The sequence below is a fragment of the Clostridium rectalis genome (assembly GCF_900626095.1).
Classification (GTDB): domain Bacteria; phylum Bacillota; class Clostridia; order Clostridiales; family Clostridiaceae; genus Clostridium_AS; species Clostridium_AS rectalis.
In genome coordinates this window covers 129,829-147,706 of sequence record NZ_UYZZ01000007.1, presented here as the reverse complement: position 1 = coordinate 147,706, position 17,878 = coordinate 129,829, and the positions used below count along the sequence as shown (strand labels likewise).

The 17,878-nt window shown below is 28.2% G+C and carries 20 protein-coding genes, 1 tRNA gene and 1 pseudogene; 17 read left to right on the top strand and 5 right to left on the bottom strand.

Annotated features, from left to right (window positions below; all coding sequences use genetic code 11):
- The first annotated feature begins 90 nt into the window (after positions 1–90).
- From EJL03_RS12080 to EJL03_RS12025, 12 genes and pseudogenes are all read left to right on the top strand, one after another.
- Positions 91–948: a mechanosensitive ion channel family protein gene (locus EJL03_RS12080; protein ID WP_125154215.1), complete on the top strand. Its 858-nt coding sequence runs from the start codon at positions 91–93 to the stop codon at positions 946–948.
- Between the two features lies 1 nt (position 949).
- A complete protein-coding gene (locus EJL03_RS12075; RefSeq protein ID WP_125154214.1) occupies positions 950–1,144 on the top strand; it encodes a DUF951 domain-containing protein in 195 nt (64 codons plus the stop codon).
- 104 nt (positions 1,145–1,248) lie between these two features.
- Positions 1,249–1,536 carry a 30S ribosomal protein S6 gene (rpsF, locus tag EJL03_RS12070; protein ID WP_125154213.1) on the top strand — a complete coding sequence of 96 codons (288 nt, stop codon included), beginning with the start codon at positions 1,249–1,251 and terminating at the stop codon, positions 1,534–1,536.
- An 11-nt stretch (positions 1,537–1,547) separates the two neighbouring features.
- Positions 1,548–1,866: pseudogene (locus tag EJL03_RS12065) on the top strand (single-stranded DNA-binding protein); the annotation flags it as partial.
- 141 nt (positions 1,867–2,007) lie between these two features.
- Positions 2,008–2,271: a 30S ribosomal protein S18 gene (gene rpsR, locus EJL03_RS12060; RefSeq protein ID WP_125154211.1), complete on the top strand. Its 264-nt coding sequence runs from the start codon at positions 2,008–2,010 to the stop codon at positions 2,269–2,271.
- A gap of 578 nt (positions 2,272–2,849) precedes the next feature.
- The gene (locus EJL03_RS12055) at positions 2,850–3,053 is read left to right on the top strand and encodes a hypothetical protein (RefSeq protein WP_164509071.1); all 204 of its coding nucleotides are present in this window, start codon (positions 2,850–2,852) and stop codon (positions 3,051–3,053) included.
- Between the two features lie 183 nt (positions 3,054–3,236).
- Positions 3,237–3,554 (top strand): MazG-like family protein, encoded by a 318-nt coding sequence (locus EJL03_RS12050; protein ID WP_125154209.1) that lies wholly within the window; start codon positions 3,237–3,239, stop codon positions 3,552–3,554.
- Positions 3,555–3,565: 11 nt separating this feature from the next.
- Positions 3,566–4,555: a YybS family protein gene (locus tag EJL03_RS12045; RefSeq protein WP_125154208.1), complete on the top strand. Its 990-nt coding sequence runs from the start codon at positions 3,566–3,568 to the stop codon at positions 4,553–4,555.
- Positions 4,556–4,567: 12 nt separating this feature from the next.
- Positions 4,568–6,556: a DHH family phosphoesterase gene (locus EJL03_RS12040; protein WP_125154207.1), complete on the top strand. Its 1,989-nt coding sequence runs from the start codon at positions 4,568–4,570 to the stop codon at positions 6,554–6,556.
- Positions 6,556–6,999, top strand: a complete 444-nt coding sequence (gene rplI / locus EJL03_RS12035) for a 50S ribosomal protein L9 (RefSeq protein ID WP_125154206.1) — start codon at positions 6,556–6,558, stop codon at positions 6,997–6,999. Before EJL03_RS12040 ends, rplI begins: the two co-directional genes overlap by 1 nt.
- An 11-nt stretch (positions 7,000–7,010) precedes the next feature.
- Positions 7,011–8,906, top strand: a complete 1,896-nt coding sequence (lonC, locus tag EJL03_RS12030) for a Lon family ATP-dependent protease (protein ID WP_125154205.1) — start codon at positions 7,011–7,013, stop codon at positions 8,904–8,906.
- A gap of 42 nt (positions 8,907–8,948) precedes the next feature.
- Positions 8,949–10,280 carry a replicative DNA helicase gene (locus EJL03_RS12025; RefSeq protein WP_125154204.1) on the top strand — a complete coding sequence of 444 codons (1,332 nt, stop codon included), beginning with the start codon at positions 8,949–8,951 and terminating at the stop codon, positions 10,278–10,280.
- A gap of 25 nt (positions 10,281–10,305) precedes the next feature.
- On the opposite strand, the gene EJL03_RS12020 is transcribed toward EJL03_RS12025, so the two are convergent.
- Positions 10,306–10,728, bottom strand: coding sequence for an Hsp20/alpha crystallin family protein (locus EJL03_RS12020; RefSeq protein WP_125154203.1), 423 nt, complete (start codon positions 10,726–10,728; stop codon positions 10,306–10,308).
- Between the two features lie 238 nt (positions 10,729–10,966).
- Here EJL03_RS12020 and EJL03_RS12015 point away from each other — a divergent pair.
- Positions 10,967–11,042 (top strand) — tRNA-Thr (locus tag EJL03_RS12015).
- Positions 11,043–11,090: 48 nt separating this feature from the next.
- Here EJL03_RS12015 and EJL03_RS12010 read toward each other — a convergent pair.
- Both EJL03_RS12010 and EJL03_RS12005 read right to left on the bottom strand, forming a co-directional pair.
- A complete protein-coding gene (locus tag EJL03_RS12010; protein ID WP_125154202.1) occupies positions 11,091–11,966 on the bottom strand; it encodes a hypothetical protein in 876 nt (291 codons plus the stop codon).
- Between the two features lie 56 nt (positions 11,967–12,022).
- Complete coding sequence (locus EJL03_RS12005) at positions 12,023–12,769, bottom strand: CsxC family protein (protein ID WP_125154201.1); 747 nt, start codon at positions 12,767–12,769, stop codon at positions 12,023–12,025.
- A 337-nt stretch (positions 12,770–13,106) separates the two neighbouring features.
- Between EJL03_RS12005 and EJL03_RS12000 the strand changes: the two genes are divergently transcribed.
- Positions 13,107–13,400: a hypothetical protein gene (locus tag EJL03_RS12000; protein WP_125154200.1), complete on the top strand. Its 294-nt coding sequence runs from the start codon at positions 13,107–13,109 to the stop codon at positions 13,398–13,400.
- A 252-nt stretch (positions 13,401–13,652) separates the two neighbouring features.
- Here the strand turns inward: EJL03_RS12000 and EJL03_RS11995 are convergent, their stop codons facing one another.
- Complete coding sequence (locus EJL03_RS11995) at positions 13,653–14,864, bottom strand: dicarboxylate/amino acid:cation symporter (protein WP_125154199.1); 1,212 nt, start codon at positions 14,862–14,864, stop codon at positions 13,653–13,655.
- A 216-nt stretch (positions 14,865–15,080) separates the two neighbouring features.
- Between EJL03_RS11995 and EJL03_RS11990 the strand changes: the two genes are divergently transcribed.
- Positions 15,081–15,518 (top strand): ACT domain-containing protein, encoded by a 438-nt coding sequence (locus tag EJL03_RS11990; protein WP_125154198.1) that lies wholly within the window; start codon positions 15,081–15,083, stop codon positions 15,516–15,518.
- 17 nt (positions 15,519–15,535) lie between these two features.
- A complete protein-coding gene (locus EJL03_RS11985; protein WP_125154197.1) occupies positions 15,536–15,748 on the top strand; it encodes a DUF3006 domain-containing protein in 213 nt (70 codons plus the stop codon).
- 11 nt (positions 15,749–15,759) lie between these two features.
- Here the strand turns inward: EJL03_RS11985 and pgsA are convergent, their stop codons facing one another.
- Positions 15,760–16,284: a CDP-diacylglycerol--glycerol-3-phosphate 3-phosphatidyltransferase gene (gene pgsA, locus EJL03_RS11980; protein ID WP_125154196.1), complete on the bottom strand. Its 525-nt coding sequence runs from the start codon at positions 16,282–16,284 to the stop codon at positions 15,760–15,762.
- A 176-nt stretch (positions 16,285–16,460) separates the two neighbouring features.
- Between pgsA and EJL03_RS11975 the strand changes: the two genes are divergently transcribed.
- Positions 16,461–17,855 (top strand): NAD(P)/FAD-dependent oxidoreductase, encoded by a 1,395-nt coding sequence (locus EJL03_RS11975; RefSeq protein ID WP_125154195.1) that lies wholly within the window; start codon positions 16,461–16,463, stop codon positions 17,853–17,855.
- Positions 17,856–17,878 lie beyond the last annotated feature (23 nt).

Here is a 17,878-nt window from a genome sequence, read left to right as displayed (position 1 = left end):
AATCGTAGTATTATAAAAGGAACATATGATATAAAGTTATAGTTTTAATAATTGTTAAACTTATGCTTAAACATAGTAGAGGAGGGTATAATGGAAAATGCTATAAAATATTTTAAAAATTTTTTTAATGAGATATTTTCTAATTTTAAGCAAGAATATATATATACTGTTATAGGCAAGTGCATTAAAATATTATTAGTAATCTTTTTTATGTGTTTAACTATAAAAATAGGTAATAAAATAATAAATCGATTTGTAGAAAAGCAAAGTGAAATGAGATTTTCTTTAGATGAAAGGAAATCAAAAACATTAGGAGCTATACTTAAAAGCATATTAAAATATTCAGTTTACTTTGTAGGTATATTTATTTTAATTGATATAGTTTTTAACATAAAGGCTCTAACTTTTGCAGGAATAGGTGGAGTTGTTATAGGATTTGGAGCACAAAATTTGATTAAAGACATAATTAATGGTTTTTTTATATTATTTGAAGATCAATATGCTGTAGGAGATTATATAAGTATACAAAATAAAAGTGGTATAGTAGAGAGTATAGAATTAAGAATAACTAAAATAAGAGATTTTAATGGAGATTTACACATAATCCCTAATGGGTCTATAAATGATGTTACGAATCACTCTAGAGGAAGTATGAGGGTACTAGTAGATGTTGATATATCCTCTGAAGAAAATATAGATAAGGTAATAAATTTAATAAATCAGGTTTGTTTACAGGAAAAACAAAATAAAAATATAGTAAATACACCAAGTGTTACGGGCATTACTGCAATGAAAGAAAATATAGTTACTATTAGAGTTGTGGGTAGAGCTAAGTCTATGACACAATGGGATATAGAAATGGATCTTAGAAGAAAGATCAAAGATGTTTTAGATAAAGAGAATATAAAAAGACCTTATCCAAGGGTGAAAATTTTGAAGGAGGAATAAAATGCCTAAATTTTATAATCTGGGAGATATAGTAGAGATGAAAAAAGTACATCCATGTGGAAGTAAGGAATGGAAAATTATAAGGTTAGGTGCAGATATAAAAGTTAAATGTTGTGGATGTGCAAGAATAGTTATGCTTGATAGAAGTAAATTTGAAAAGAGTGTAAAAAAAATATTAAAAAATGAAAAAGAATAAAATTAAAAAATATGTTGATTTTTAATATTGTTAGTGATAAAATTGTTTGGTAGTCCCTGCTGTGAAAATCACAGCCGTTAGTCCAAGGGGAGGAGGTGAATCTAATGAGAAAATATGAAACTATATTTATATTACATCCATCATTAGACGAAGAAGCTGTTAAAGCTAACGTTGAAAAGTTTAAAGGCGTAATAGAAAACGCTGGTGGAGTAGTAGACAACGTTGATTTATGGGGTAAGAGAAAACTTGCTTATGAAATAAAGAAAGTTAATGAAGGTCATTATACATTAATTAACTTCACTGCTGAACCAGAATTACCTAAAGAATTAGATAGATTATTCAGAATCAACGATTCAGTTATTAGACATATCATTGTTAAAGAAGAAAAATAGGTGGTGTTTTTATGAATAGAGTTGTATTAATAGGTAGATTAACCAAAGATCCTGAGTTAAGATTTACTCCAGGAAATGGTACAGCTGTAGCCACTTTAACATTAGCAGTAGATAGAAGATTCTCCAAAGATGGAAATAAAGAAGCAGATTTTATTCCTATAGTTGTTTGGGGGAAACAGGCTGAGTCTACAGCAAACTATATGAGCAAAGGAAGGCTTATGGGAGTTAGTGGTAGAATTCAGACTAGAAATTATGAAGCTAAAGATGGAACAAGAAGATATGTTACTGAGGTAGTTGCAGATGAAGTTCAGTTCCTAGAGTGGGGAAATAAACAGCAATCAGCTGCACCTCAAGGGTATGATTCTGAATATGTGTCTAATACATCAAGTGGATTTAATAATAATTCTTTTGATGAGGATATCACTCCTGTAGATGACGGAGAGATACCATTTTAAGTAAGGAGGTAAGAAGATGAGTAGAGAAGCAGGAAGAGATGGTAACGCTAGAAGAGGCGGAAGAATGAGAAGAGCTAAGAGAAAAGTTTGTGTTTTCTGTGTAGACAAAGCTGAAGCTATTGATTACAAAGATATAAATAAATTAAGAAAATATATCACAGAAAGAGGAAAGATTCTTCCAAGAAGAATTTCTGGAAACTGTGCAAAGCATCAGAGAGAACTTACTGAAGCTATAAAGAGATCAAGAAATATAGCGTTATTACCATTTACAACAGAATAATAATGAGATTAACATATAAAAAAAGGGAATGTATTAAATATATTCCCTTTTTTATATGTTAATCTCTAAATTGGTAAAATAACATTTAAAAAAATATTTTTTTATATATTAAAAAGAGTTAACTGGAAATATATTTTTATTTATAAAAAAAAGGTTAAACTTTACTAATTTTAACATATATAGAACATTGATATAAACTTTAATAATAATTATACTAGTATTAGTTAAAGGATAAATTTAAAAAAATGGTAAAAAATTAAAATTACTTTTTTAATCTGTTTTTAGCAGTTATTATAGCCATAGTTGGTATAGCATCTGTAATAATATTATGTAGTTTGAGACCATCTGTAGAAGGACTTATGATAGACAATTATAAAAGTATCAATGCTTCAAATAACATGATGGAGACCATAGAAATTCAAAACGGTAATATTATAAGTTATATCCATTTGAAATGTTAAGCTATAGAAGAAAAAATGAAAAGAGGATCATACTGCTAGATAAATATAAATGATAAATCCAATTCTATAGGATTATGGATAAAAAATGAAGATGGGAATTATAATAACAAAGGGGATGTGGTGACTGCTACAGGAGTATTTAATGCAAAATGTAGGGAGAATGGTGAGGATGTAGATATACACGTTAGTAATATAGATGGTATAGAGAAAGGTAAGAGAATATATTATAAATTAGATTATACTAAAATTAAATTGTGTATTGTATTGGTTATTATAAGTATATTTTTCATAGGTACATACCATAAGCTAATGAGAGCTTAATGCATAAATAAAGGTCTATTCTTTAATTATAATGGGAATAGGCCTTTTAACTTTATATTGTAAAATATTGATAGTAACCCTATAATTAAAGTATATATATCTTGTATAACTTAGAAATTATTATTTTGAATAAATATCTGGAAATAATTAAAAGTGTAAATATGGTAAAAAGGAGATGTTCTAATGAAAAAAGATAATCTTAATATAATGCATAATATTCAAATTATAGAGAAGTTAAAAGCAGAACTTTTATGCTTAATTGCTGATTTTTTTAAACTTTTAACTAGAGGAAGTAATGTTGCACAAAATGCCATATTAGATTGTATTTCCGGGGCAATAACTGTATTATATATATTAGCAGAGAGGTTAGGATATTCCTATACAGCAGTAGATGAGCATATGAAGAAGAAATTAAAGCTCGGTATTATAGAAGAAGATGAAATTGAGAAGGAAGGAAAAGATTTAAGTAGACTATATTCTCATTTAAAAGAAAGACAATAAAGGAGGTATATATGCAAAATAAAATTTATAACACAAAAGGACTAGTAGAAGCAGGGCTTATAACAGCAATATTAGTTGTATTAGCACTTATGAATATTTATGTACCAATATTTACTACTCTAGGTAGATTTATATTACCTATACCTGTTACCGTATTATATTTAAGGCAAAATATTAAAATGACAATTACATCTATAATTGTTAGTGGTGTAATAATAGCTATGGTGTATAGTCCCTTTGCAGGACTAACTTCAGCAATTATGTTTGGTATTACAGGTATAACTTTAGGGTATTGTATTAAGAAGGATAGAAAAATTTCAATTACACTTTTATTGTTATCTATAGCATCATTTATTGGTACAGTAACACAGTTAATTGTATATATAAAGCTTATAGCAAATTCTAGTATTAGAGCTTTAACAGATGAAATGGTTAAAATGATGAGGGAATCATTTGATTTAACTATCAATATATATACTAGTATGGGTGTAACTAAAGAGCAGTTAAAACCATTTTATGATTTAATTAATATGTTTAATACTGAATATGTGCTAAAATTAATACCGGCTATTTTGGTTATATCTTCATTTGTGTTTGCTTACTTAACCTATATTATAACAAAGGCTATAATTAAAAAATTAGGTTATGAAATAAAACCAATGACATCTATATCACAAATTAGAATAGACATAAAATTTACGACTATAATAGCTATTTTACTACTTTTGGGCGTAGTGCTTGTAAGGAGAAAAGTCCCATCAGGCGAGTATTTAACTCTGTCTGCGCAAACTTTATTACAATACATATTTGTACTACAAGGTATAGCTGTTGCTGTTTACTATCTAAAAAATAAATTTCATCTCGCTAAAGGTTTTATTATATTGATAATATTAATTACATTTTTCTCACCTATATCAATGATATATGTTATGATAGGACTTTCGGATATAATTTTAGATTTTAGAAAAATAGACCCAAATAGGAATGTATTAAGAAAATAATGGGGGTTTATTATGGATAATAAATATGATTATTTTAACGGCTCTAATAAGAGTTATATGTTAATAATAATAGTTCTCATAATGATTATTATGTATTATAATATTACAATAGGAATAGCAGGAATAACATTATATTTAATATTATTTTTTTACAGTGTAAATAAAAATAAGGCTAAAAAAGATGAATGGAAAAAGTTTATAGAAGATTTTTCATCCAAACTAGACAATGCTACTAGAAATACCTTATTAAAGTTACCGTTCCCTATGCTTATCGTAGGAGAAAACAATAATATTTTATGGTATAATCAAAATTTTTCAACGGTGGTTCAAGGAAGGGATATATTAGAGAAGAATGTAAATGAAGTGATAAAGGATTTAAATATTAGGCAAATTCTAGATGGTAAAAAAAATTCACTTAAACATGTAAAAATAGAAGATCATTATTACGATATATACACTAATATAGTTGAAAATGGAGATAATAATGGATTAAAAGACAAAATAGTTCTTGTATATTTATATGATGTTACAGAGATGTACTTTGTATTAAATAGTATAAATGAAAATAAAGAAGTGGTAATGTTAATAGAAGTAGATAATTTAGACGAGGTAATTAAGACCACCGATGAGGATAAAAGGCCTATACTAATTGCTGAAATAGAAAAAAACATAAATAGCTATGCCCAATCTATACAGGCTATGTCAAAAAAATATTCATCAAGCAAATACATCCTGTCTGTTCAAGATAAATATATCAGAAAAGAAATGGATAAAAAATTCGACATTTTAGATACAATAAGAGAAGTAAATATAGGCAATAAACTTACAGTTACTCTTAGTATGGGAGTTGGAAGAGGAGGAAATACTCCTCTAGAGAATGAAAGTTATGCTATCTCTGCTAAAGAATTAGCTCTTGGTAGGGGTGGAGATCAAGCTATAGTAAAAACTGGAGATAAATTGGATTTTTATGGAGGTAAGACGAAAGAAATAGAAAAAAGAACAAAAGTGAGAGCTAGGGTAATAGCCCATGCTCTTTTAGGTTTAGTAAATGAAAGTAATAAAGTGTTAATAATGGGACATAAAAATCCTGACATAGATTGTTTAGGTGCAGCAGTAGGGTTATACAGCACTGTAAAATCTCTTAATAAAGAGTGCTATATAATACTGGATGGTATTAATAATAGTATAAAACTTATGATGGATAGATTAAAATTAGAAAATGAATATGAGCATGCCTTTATAGATAGTTTTAAAGCAGTAGACATTATGAATGACGAAAGCCTTTTAGTATTGGTGGATGTCCATAGTAAAAGTTATGTGGATAATATAAAAGTAGTAGATAAAAACAAAAAGCTTGTTATAATAGATCACCATAGGAAGGCAACCAACTATATAGAAGGGGCAATATTAAGTTATATAGAACCTTATGCATCATCTACCTGTGAATTGGTAACAGAAATGATACAATATATGTTAGATAAACCTAAATTAAAAGTAATAGAGGCAGAAGCATTATTGGCAGGAATATGTGTGGATACTAAAAGTTTTTATTTTAAAACAGGTGTTAGAACCTTTGAGGCTGCATCTTTTTTAAGGAAGTTAGGTGCTGACACTATAGATGTAAAAAAAATGTTTTCTGATGATTTTAAAACTCATTTAAATAGATATGAAATAATTAAATCAGCAAAAATAATTAATGGAATAGCTATAGCTAAATGTCCACTTAATATTGAGGATACAGTATTAGCAGCACAGGCCGCTGATGAATTACTAAATATTACAGGTATTCAGGCATCCTTTGTGTTTGTTAAGATAGGGGATGAAATATTTATTAGTGGTAGATCCCTTGGGGATATAAATGTGCAGGTGCTCTTGGAATATTTGGGAGGTGGAGGACATATGACTATGGCTGGTGCTAAGCTAAAATCTGTTTCTATTGATGAAGCAGTTGAAAAACTAGAAAATGCTATAGATAAATACTTGAGGGAAGGTGAAGATTAATGAAAGTCATTTTATTAAAAGATGTAAAAAATGTAGGTAAAAAAGGTGATGTGGTGAATGCATCAGATGGATATGCTAGAAATTTCTTATTTCCAAGAAAATTAGCTATAGAAGCAACCGATTCAAATATGCATGTTCTAAATAATAAAAAAGAAGCAGAAAGAAGAGAAAAGCTTGCTGAAATAGAAGAAGCTCAAAAAGTTGCAAATAATTTAAAAGGAAAGTGTGTAAAGATAAAAGTTAAGTCAGGAGAAAATGGAAGATTATTTGGATCTATAACAGGTAAAGATATATCAGATGAGATAAAAAGAAACTTTAAAGTGAACATAGACAAAAAAAAGATAGTTATGGAAGCAATAAGACAACTTGGTACTTATGAGGTAGAAGTAAAAGTATATCCTGAAATTTCTACAAAAATTAAAGTAATTGTAGAAGAACAATAAGGAGGATAAGTGTGAAATCACAATTTGTTGAAGAATTCGAAAAAGAAGTATCCGATGGGTTGCAATTAGATATTCAAATTAATACATTAAATGAAATAGTTAATAAAGTGTTAGATGATAAAATTATAAGAACTAGGATTATAAAGTTTAAATTGCAGGATTACATTAAAAGTAATAGTATTTATGAAAAATTATATGCTATAAATAAAATAGTAAGTGATGGAAAAGGTATTGATATTGTACCAAATGATAAAAATGTAAAAGAAGCTTTAAGTAATACCAATAAGTGGGTATCAGAAACTTTGGCAAAAAGATATGTTGAAAATAATATAGAAAAAGAAGTTGAAAAGTTATTAATTGAGAAACAAGATAAGTATATGGATGAGGTAAGATTGGGGATAATAAAAAAGCAGAAAGGACCTGAAAATGCTAAGACTTTAAAAAAGTATGAACAATTAGAAAAGTTAGATTCTAGGAAATTAACAAAAAGTATTCAAGAACTTTTAAGGCCGGAATCTTTTTCAGAAATAGTGGGACAGGAGACAGCAATAAAATCTTTATTTTCAAAATTAGCTTCCCCATATCCTCAGCATATTATTTTATATGGACCACCGGGAGTAGGTAAGACCACTGCAGCTAGACTTGTATTAGAGGAGGCTAAAAGACTTAGAAATACTCCATTTCAAGAAGAAGCGAAATTTGTGGAGGTGGATGGAACTACATTAAGGTGGGACCCAAGGGAAATAACAAATCCTCTACTTGGTTCAGTTCATGATCCAATATATCAAGGCAGTAAAAGAGATTTAGCAGAAATAGGGGTTCCAGAGCCTAAACCTGGTTTAGTTACAGAAGCTCATGGTGGAGTTTTATTTATTGATGAAATAGGTGAACTAGATTCTATATTACAAAACAAATTACTTAAGGTTTTAGAGGATAAAAGAGTAGAATTTTCATCTTCTTATTATGATCCAGATGATGAAAATACCCCTAAATATATAAAATATTTATTTGACAAGGGAGCTCCAGCAGATTTTATATTAGTAGGAGCTACCACTAAGGAACCTCAAGATATAAACCCAGCTTTAAAATCTAGATGTACTGAGGTTTATTTTCAACCCTTAACGCCTACAGATATAGAATTAATAGTTAAAAAGGCAGCAGATAAATTAGGGATAAAACTTGAAGATGGTATAGCAAAGACTATAAGCAGGTATACAATTGAGGGAAGAAAAGCAGTAAATATACTGGCAGAGGTGTATGGATATATCTTATACAATAAAAGTAAGGAAAATGATAAAGGTATAGTTGTAGAATTAGAGGACTTAGAAAATGTTATAGCTATTAATAGATTAACACCATACGAGACGGTTAATGCTAAAGATATTAAACATGAAGTAGGACATATCTATGGACTTGGAGTCAGTGGTTATATTGGTTCTACTATAGAAATAGAGACGGCTATATTTAAAGCTAAAGAAAAGGGAAAAGGGCGAGTTAGATTTAACGACACTGCAGGAAGTATGGCTAAAGACTCTGTATTTAATGCTGCATCTGTTATAAGGAGAATTACAGATAAAGATATAAGTGACTATGACGTCCATGTAAATATTATAGGTGGAGGACGTATAGATGGTCCATCTGCCGGTGCAGCTATAACTATATGTATTATAAGTGCACTTTTAAATAAGCCTATAAGACAAGATATAGCTATAACCGGTGAAATTTCATTAAGAGGAAAGATAAAACCTGTAGGTGGAATCTTTGAAAAAATATATGGAGCTAGAAGAAAAGGTATTAAACTTGTGTTAGTGCCAAATGATAATTCTAAGGAGGTCCCAAGTGGACTTTCTGATATTGATGTAAAATCAGTTAAAGATATAGAAGAATTAATGGAAATAGTATTTTAGACATTAACTTTTGATGATTAAACTTTAAGGAGAGAGATAAACATGGACGCACCTCTTAAAAGTATGCCTCATAATATAGAGGCTGAGCAATGTGTATTAGGAGCTATGATACTTGATAAAACTTCTATAGCACAGGCTTTAGAGGTTTTATCTATAGAGGACTTTTACAAAGATGCTCATAAAATAATATTTAAGGCCATATTAGATTTGTACCAAAAAGATGTGGCAGTTGATTTAGTAACAATAACGGAAAATCTTCAATCAAAAGAAAAGTTGGAATCTGCTGGTGGAGTTACATATATAAGTGAGGTTTGTAGCTCAGTTATTTCTACAGCTAATTTAAGTTCTTATATAAAGATAGTTAAAGAAAAGTCAACATTAAGAAGACTTATAAGGGCCTCAACTGAAATAATTGAAGATAGTTATAATAAACAAGATGACGTAGCTTGTATAGTAGATATAGCAGAGAAAAAGATATTTGATATTGCCAGCAATAGAACTACAAGTGATTTTGAACCTATGAGTACAGTTTTAGAAAGAGGCTTTATTGAAATAGAAAGGTTATTTAATAATAAAGGTGGAGTTACAGGGGTTCCATCAGGTTTCCCTGAACTAGATTCTAAGACGTCAGGTTTCCAAAAAGGTGATATGGTGCTTATAGCTGCAAGACCATCCATGGGTAAAACAACATTTGCCTTAAATTTAGCTCAATATGCAGCATTAAGAGCGGGAAAAAGTGTAGCTGTTTTTTCACTAGAAATGTCTAAAGAACAATTAGCATATAAACTTTTATGTTCAGAAGCTAATGTAGATATGTTAAAATTAAGAACAGGGAATTTAGAAGATAAAGATTGGGAAAATATTGCCAAGGCATCTGGTCCACTTTCTGGAGCACAAATATATATAGATGATACCGCAGGTATATCTGTAATGGAGATGAGATCTAAATGCAGAAGATTAAAAATAGAGCATGGAATAGATCTTATAGTTATTGATTATCTTCAGCTTATGTCTGGAAGTAGAGGATCAGAGAGTAGACAACAAGAAGTGTCTGAAATATCAAGATCTATAAAAGCATTGGCAAAAGAAATGGAATGTCCAGTTATCGCACTATCTCAGTTATCCCGTGCACCTGAGCAGAGGACGGATCATAGGCCTATGCTATCAGACTTAAGAGAGTCTGGCTCTATAGAGCAGGATGCGGATTTAGTTATGTTTTTATATAGGGATGAATACTATAATAAAGAAACAGAGGATAAAAATGTTGCTGAATGTATAATTGCAAAACAAAGAAATGGTCCAACAGGTACAGTTAAGTTGGCTTGGATTGGACAATATAGTAAATTTGGAAGATTAGATATAATACATCAATAATAATAGGAGGAATTAATTCCTCCTATTATTCAATATAAATTTTTTCAAAATTTGAAAGTGATTTATTTTCTTTGGGTAATTTTATTGTTAAAACGCCATCATTAAAAGAAGCTTTAATATTTTCTTTATTTACATTGTCTAAATAAAAGCTCCTACTAAGTCTACCGTATTTTCTTTCACGTTTAATGAAGTTGTCATTTTTGTTTTCCACAATATCATTTTTTTGCGCAGATATAATTAAATAATTATTATTATAAGTTAATTCAATAGCTTCTTTTTTAATACCTGGTAAAGTTGCTTGTAAAATATATTCAGTATCAGTTTCTTTTAAATCTACATTAAAATTATTTCCTAAGAAATTTGTAGAGTTGACAAAATTTTCATCAAAGAAGCTATTTATAAACTGGTGAAAATAAGCACTTTTCCTAAAAGGAATCAAATCAAACATAAAAACAACCTCCTTTTAAAATTAATGTATTTTATATTTATATAATACATTAAAAGTCAAAGAAAGTCAAAGTCTAAAATATAAAGTTTAATGCATTTGTATTAAGTTTTAGTAGTATAGTTTAAAATAATTTTTTTATTTGAACTTATATGATAAATTTCAAGAATAAAACCTGGTAATATAGACAGAGTATATTGAAATTTTAAATTTAATATAGTAAAATTTATGTATAAAATATGCTTCTGTAGCACAGTAGGTAGTGCAGCTGATTCGTAATCAGCAGGTGGCAGGTTCAAATCCTGTCAGAAGCTCCAACTAAATAAAAAGGTCTATTTTTAATAGACCTTTTTATTGTGTCAAAGTTAAATATTGGGTGAATATATATTTACAAGTTGATCTTGAAGTAATCTTATACGAAGCTTTAAAATCATTTTCTGGTTAAAGCTATTAGTTATTTTATTTTTTGCATCTTGGCTACGTATAGTTTCCCTTTCTAAAGTTAACTCGTGTATTTCACTACTTACTAAATTATAATATATTGGTTCATTAAAATATTCATAATCAGTATTTCCATTAATATTATTGTTGTTAGATAATATTAATTTTTCTTTAATAGCATTATTGTTAAAGATGGGATTAGTAAAATATTTTATATTAGTTGAACATTCATATGGAACGTTAGTTGTGAAATGCTTTAGTTTATTTTCTAAATATTTATTATGCTTATTAGTACACAATAAATAGTCTATACTTTTTCTTATGTATCCAGATAAAAACAGTATATTGCAATTTGGAATAAGAGTACATTCCTTAATATACACAGTATTTTTAGAGTTTTTAATTTTAAATAGTTCTTTACATAAGTTTACATGGGATTCACAGTTAACTTCTATTTCAAATTCAGATATAAGTACTGGCAATTTTACTATAATGGGACCATTTATACCTGTAGGTATAATGTACTTGTTGGATATTTCTTGAATCAATTTACATTTGCAGTTAATATCTCCATTAGATGTATTTTTTAAATTGTTATCATTTTCTAGTTTTTTATCTAGAATATTTTTTTTACTTTCATAATTATAATGATTTTTAGATTTTAATTTTTTAACTTTAGATTCATTTTTGTTATATTGAGGAATAGAATTTTGAATATCTTTTATATTATTTTGTATAACAACTAATGAATTATTATTTTCTAATTCATCGATTAAAGAAATACTTTTTTTGTCTTTCAATATATCCCTCCTTTTACTATAAAGACTCAAGACTATAAAAGTCTTGAGTCTTTATATTAGTCTCTTCTTGGTTTTAATTTTCCATTAACATAAATCTGTCTGTTTTGCAATAATTTTAAAGTAATGTAGATTACTATTTTTTCTTTAATGTGCTGGAAGCTGTGCTCAGTAGGCGCTTTACATATTGGAGTAGGGTCTAATTCTATATCAGTTTCATATATTTCTATATTCTCTATTTCACAAAATACTTTTTCATTTAAAGTCTCATAATTAGAAAAATTATATTCTGTATTCTTTTTTCCTAAACATTTTGGATCAAATATTGATATTTCTTCAGTATCACAGTTTGGATGGAATATATTATTATAATTAAATCCATCAAAGAATCTTACTTTAGTTACACAATCAAAAGGAACATTCACGGTTGAATGCTTTAAGTTTCCAGAAACTCCATTTTGACCTGCACAATCCTTAGAGGAGTAAACTATATTTTTTCTTATATAGCCTTCAATATATAACTTATCAGTGCCAGGGATTAGGTGACATTGAGTTAAATAAGCATTTTTATCTATAAATTTAATATCTATTGCTGGTTCTTCTAAAGTAATATTAGCTTCAGCATCTATTTGAACAGTAAATTCTGATAGAACTACTGGAATTTTAGATAATAAATACCCAGGATGACCACAGGATTTATCAGGAAAATTTTCACATTCTACTTTTGTTCCTGCTTTTGTTACTCCTGTATTTGTACAAGGTTGATTTGGTTGAGGTGTTATATCAAAACATTTATTGCAGTCCATAAAAAAGTTCCTCCCTTATTTTAAAAAAGTATTTATTTTTTAATATAATATATACTATTCGTTTACTTCAAAATTTGTGTATAAATACTTTAGTATTACAATCTATGCTTGAATACATAAAGTATATAATTTCTATGAATATTAATAAATATAAAACTATTGTTTTAATCAAATAGAAGTGGTATTACATCAATATGGCTAAAAATGTAAATAACCAATAGAAAATGATTTATTAAAAGATGCATCTGTAGAATTTGATAGATTCCAAGTTTATGAAACAACATATTCTAAAATTTTAGTTAAAGGTAATTTAAATAAAAGTGTAAATTATAGAGTTTTGTTACATTCATTAAAGGTTAATCAGTGGATAGACTTAACTTCTGGGTATACTCTTAATAGAAAGGGAAATGAATTATATCAAGCTTTTATACCTAAATTAGAGTTAGGTAACTATGAAGCTATTGTGTTTTGTAAAGAAGCAAATTCTATGGGGAATAAAACTGTAAGATTAGGACAATATGATGTAAAATATGATGATTATATAGTAAAAAAGTTTGAATATCTTAAAAATGGCGATCCTATTGTACAGGTAAATTTAATAGGGGGAAGAGGGTCAAGTTTTGGACAATAACATGGATATATATGTTATAACTATATAAGAATAAATAATAACTATTTATTTCATAGTGTTTTGCATCATTTAGATGGTTCTATAATACAGGCAGAATATAAAAAATTAGGGAAGAAAGCTTCTCATGGTTGTATAAACTTAAAGATGATGATATAAAATAGATGTACAATAATATTCCTAGAAATACTTTAGTTGGAATACAAAAATAAATGTAAAGAGCATATAATTAAAATTTATATGCTCTTTATATGTTTAAGCTCCTATTTCGTTAAAATTATCTATTTCTTTTTTCGAAGTGTTCTTATTTAATTTTTTATATATTTGGTCTACTACTATGGATAGTGCGCAATCACCAGTTATATTTGTTGCTGTGCCAAAACTATCTTGGGAAACGTGTAAAGCTATCATTATACCTTGCTGAGGTTGAGTAAACATAAACATATCCTTTAATAATCCTAGGGATGCATATATTCCTCCTCCGGGGATACCAGGAGCAGCTACCATAGTAATTCCTAACATTAATATGAAAGGAAACATAGTTGCAAATGTAGGAACTGTTCCAGACATCATTAATACTGCCATAGCAGATAAAGTTATTGTTATTGTATCACCAGCTAAATGAATGGTAGCACACAGTGGTATAACAAAATTTGCAACTTCTTCTGATACGCCATTTTTTAAAGTAGATTTCAATGTAAAAGGAATTGCAGCAGCTGAGGATTGAGTTCCAATTGCTGTGAAATAAGCTGGAACCATATTTTTAAGTAATTTTATAGGGGATTTTTTGCTAAGTCCCCAGGCTATGCTATATTGTATAGCTAAATAAATAAATTGTAATATTAAAAAAGATATATAAACTAAAGAAAATGTTTTTATTGTAGAAAAAATTTCTCCACTGGCAGTAAGTTTAGAAAAAATACCACTTATATGTATAGGGATTAAAGGTAATAAAATATTTTTTACTACTAATTCAATTAATTCTTGTAAGTCAACAAATACATTAATTAAATTTTTCCCTTTTATATGGGATATACCTATGCCAATCATAAAAGCGGTTACAAGTGCAGTCATTACACCCATAATTGGAGGAATTTCTATAGTGAAAAACGCTTCTAAATATAAATCAGATTTTGGTGCCAATTGGTCAACATTTAATACATTAGGTAGTATATTTATTCCTGTGACAAAGGCTAGTATGCCAGAAAATACAGTTGAAATATAGGCAAGTAATACAGTAAGTCCTAGTAGTTTTCCTGAACCCTTTCCTAATTCAGCTATACCTGGAACAATGAATGCAATTATTATGAATGGGATTATAAAATTTAAAAAACTTCCAAATATAGAAGAAAAAGTAGAAAGAAGTCTTACTGGGAATAATATATTTGTACTTTTGCAAATAGACCCTAATAAAACACCAAATAGTATACCTAAAATAAGTTTTGGAAATAATTCTAATTTTTTCATATAATATCACCTCTCAATAGTGCTTGTCCGCAAATAAAAAACAAATGTTTTTTAAAATGCACTTTCATATTTTAGCATCTGGTTTTCTAGTTGTCAACTTGTAAAGAAAGATTGATTTATAATATTTTTACTACAGTTGTATATATTTTTTTGCTGTGATAATATTAGGCTATAAATACATATGTTTATGTATAATGTACATATGAGGTGATTTAAATGAGTAATAGATTTTTAATGATTCACACAAGTGTTTTACCGGATGTTTTTGAAAAGGTAATAGAAGTAAAAGAACTGATGAAAACAGGTAAAATTAAAGAAATTACAGAGGCTGTAAAAGTAGTGGGTATAAGTAGAAGTACCTATTATAAGTACAAAGATTATGTGTTTGTAGTTTCTCAAACAATGAATAATCTTAAAGTAATAATATCATTGACTTTGGATCATGAGCCAGGAACTTTATCAAAAATTTTGGATAAAATAGCATATTATAAAGGAAACATACTAACTATAAATCAAGAAATACCTATTAATAATTCTGCTAATGTAAACATCACCTTTGATATATCAAATTTAAATATTGAACTCAATGATCTATTAGAAAAGATAAAAAGTATGGAACATGTAATAAAATTAGAACTTATTGCTATGGATTAATTATAAGGAGTGATCTTATGAGAGGTACTATTGATAGATTTGAAGAAGATTATGTTGTTATAGAATTAGATAATAAGGAAATGATAAATATACATAAAAGCAAAATCCCTAGGGAGGCTAAAGAAGGAGATGTGTTGAAAATAGAAGATAAAATAACAGTTGATTTTATTGAAACTAAAAATAGAAAAGATGCTATAGAAAAGCTTGTAAAAGATATATGGGAAAACTGAAAGGCACAGTTTTACTGTGCCTCAGAATTAGCTCTATTATTTAGATATAATAGTAAATAATTTATAAAAGCCATAACTGTACTTATAACTGCTATGTATAAGAGATAATGACCATATTTTTTATTAATTCCTATTAAGAGTATAGATATGTAAAACATAAGAGTGGAAATTTTTCCAAATTTATTTGATGGAATTACAAAATTTTTATTATATAAAATTCCTCCGCCTATAATCATAATGAATTCTTTTAGTGCTACGACAATTAGAATCCACTGAGGGATTATATTACTAAAACTTAAACAACCTAATACTGTAAGTAACATTAGCTTATCTGCTAAAGGATCAAGAACGATGCCTAATTTTGTTATTAGGTTATATTTTCGTGCTAAATAGCCATCAAGAACATCTGTAATTCCTGATATAAAAAATACAATGATTGAGTATAATAAATTATTATTGTAATTAGAGAAAAACAATAATATAAATATGGGGATCAAAAATATTCTAAATACAGTTAAAATATTTGCAATATTCATAAATATCTCCCTTAATTATGATTAAGTTAATATTATAAATAATCATAACATATGTTTTAAAAGATGTAAAAGTTATATAAAAAATACGAATTTTATATTAAGATAAATAAATAATATTCGTAGAAAATATTGACTGATTAATTCGTGTTTGTTACCATATTACAGGAGGGGATACAATGAGAAATAGTTATGATGTAATTATAATTGGAGCTGGACCAGCTGGGATTTTTACAGCATTAGAGGTTACTAGACTTAAACCTGATATGAATGTACTAATAATAGATAAGGGTAGAAGTATAGAGAAAAGAAAGTGTCCTGCCAGGGTTACAGGAAAATGTGTTAATTGTGAACCTTGTGGTATAACATTCGGGTGGTCAGGTGCAGGAGCTTTTTCTGACGGAAAACTTTCATTAAGTCCAGAAGTAGGAGGAAGAATACTAGAGTATTTTTCACAGGAGAAAGCAAAGGATTTAATAAAATATTGCGATGATATATATTTAAGTTTTGGTGCTAACAAAATGGTTTATGGTTTGAATAATGAGAATACAGACAAAATAAAATATGAGTCAAGTAAGTATAATATAAGACTTATTGAGTGTCCTGTAAGACATTTAGGTACGGAACTTGCATATGATGTTTTAAAAGGTATGTATCATTATTTAATGGATAATACTAATACAGATTTTATGGAGTTAACAGAAGTAAAAGATATTATTATAGAAAGTAATGAAGTAAAGGGAATTATTATAGAAAGTGGGAAAATAAGTGCAGATTATGTAGTTGTAGCACCAGGAAGAGGTGGTGCGGAATGGCTTTCAGATCAGGCAAAGAAACATAAGTTGAAAACAACAAATAATGCCGTAGATATTGGAGTGAGGGTTGAAGTTCCTAATTCCATAATGGACCATTTGACAAAGGATTTATATGAAGCCAAATTAGTTTATTATTCGGATACATTTGAAAATAAAGTAAGAACCTTTTGTATGAATCCGGGGGGAGTTGTTTCAGAAGAACATTATGAAGGGGATATAGCAGTTGTAAATGGGCATAGTTATTCAGAAAAGGAATTGAGAACAGATAACACAAATTTTGCAGTACTTGTTTCAACAACTTTTACTGAACCATTTGATCAACCTATAGATTACGGTAAATATATTGCTAAACTTGGTAATATGCTTACTGGTGGTGGCATAATGGTACAAAGATTGGGAGATCTTTTAAATGGAAGAAGGACTGATAATTCAAGATTATGTAAATCAACAACTATACCTACGCTAAAATCAGCGGTACCAGGAGATTTAAGTTTTGTACTTCCTCAAAGACATTTAACTGCAATTGTAGAAGCACTAAAGGCTTTTGATAATATAGCACCAGGCATGTACAGCAAAAATACATTACTATATGGAGTTGAGGTTAAATTTTATTCTAGTAAATTTGAGACAAATAATAAATTTGAGACAGCTGTGAAAAATTTATACACTATAGGCGATGGAGCAGGAATTACAAGAGGACTTATGCAGGCATCTGTTACAGGAGTAGTAGTGGCTAGGGATATATCTAGTAAATTTTAGTATTACAAGTGCCAATGTTAAAT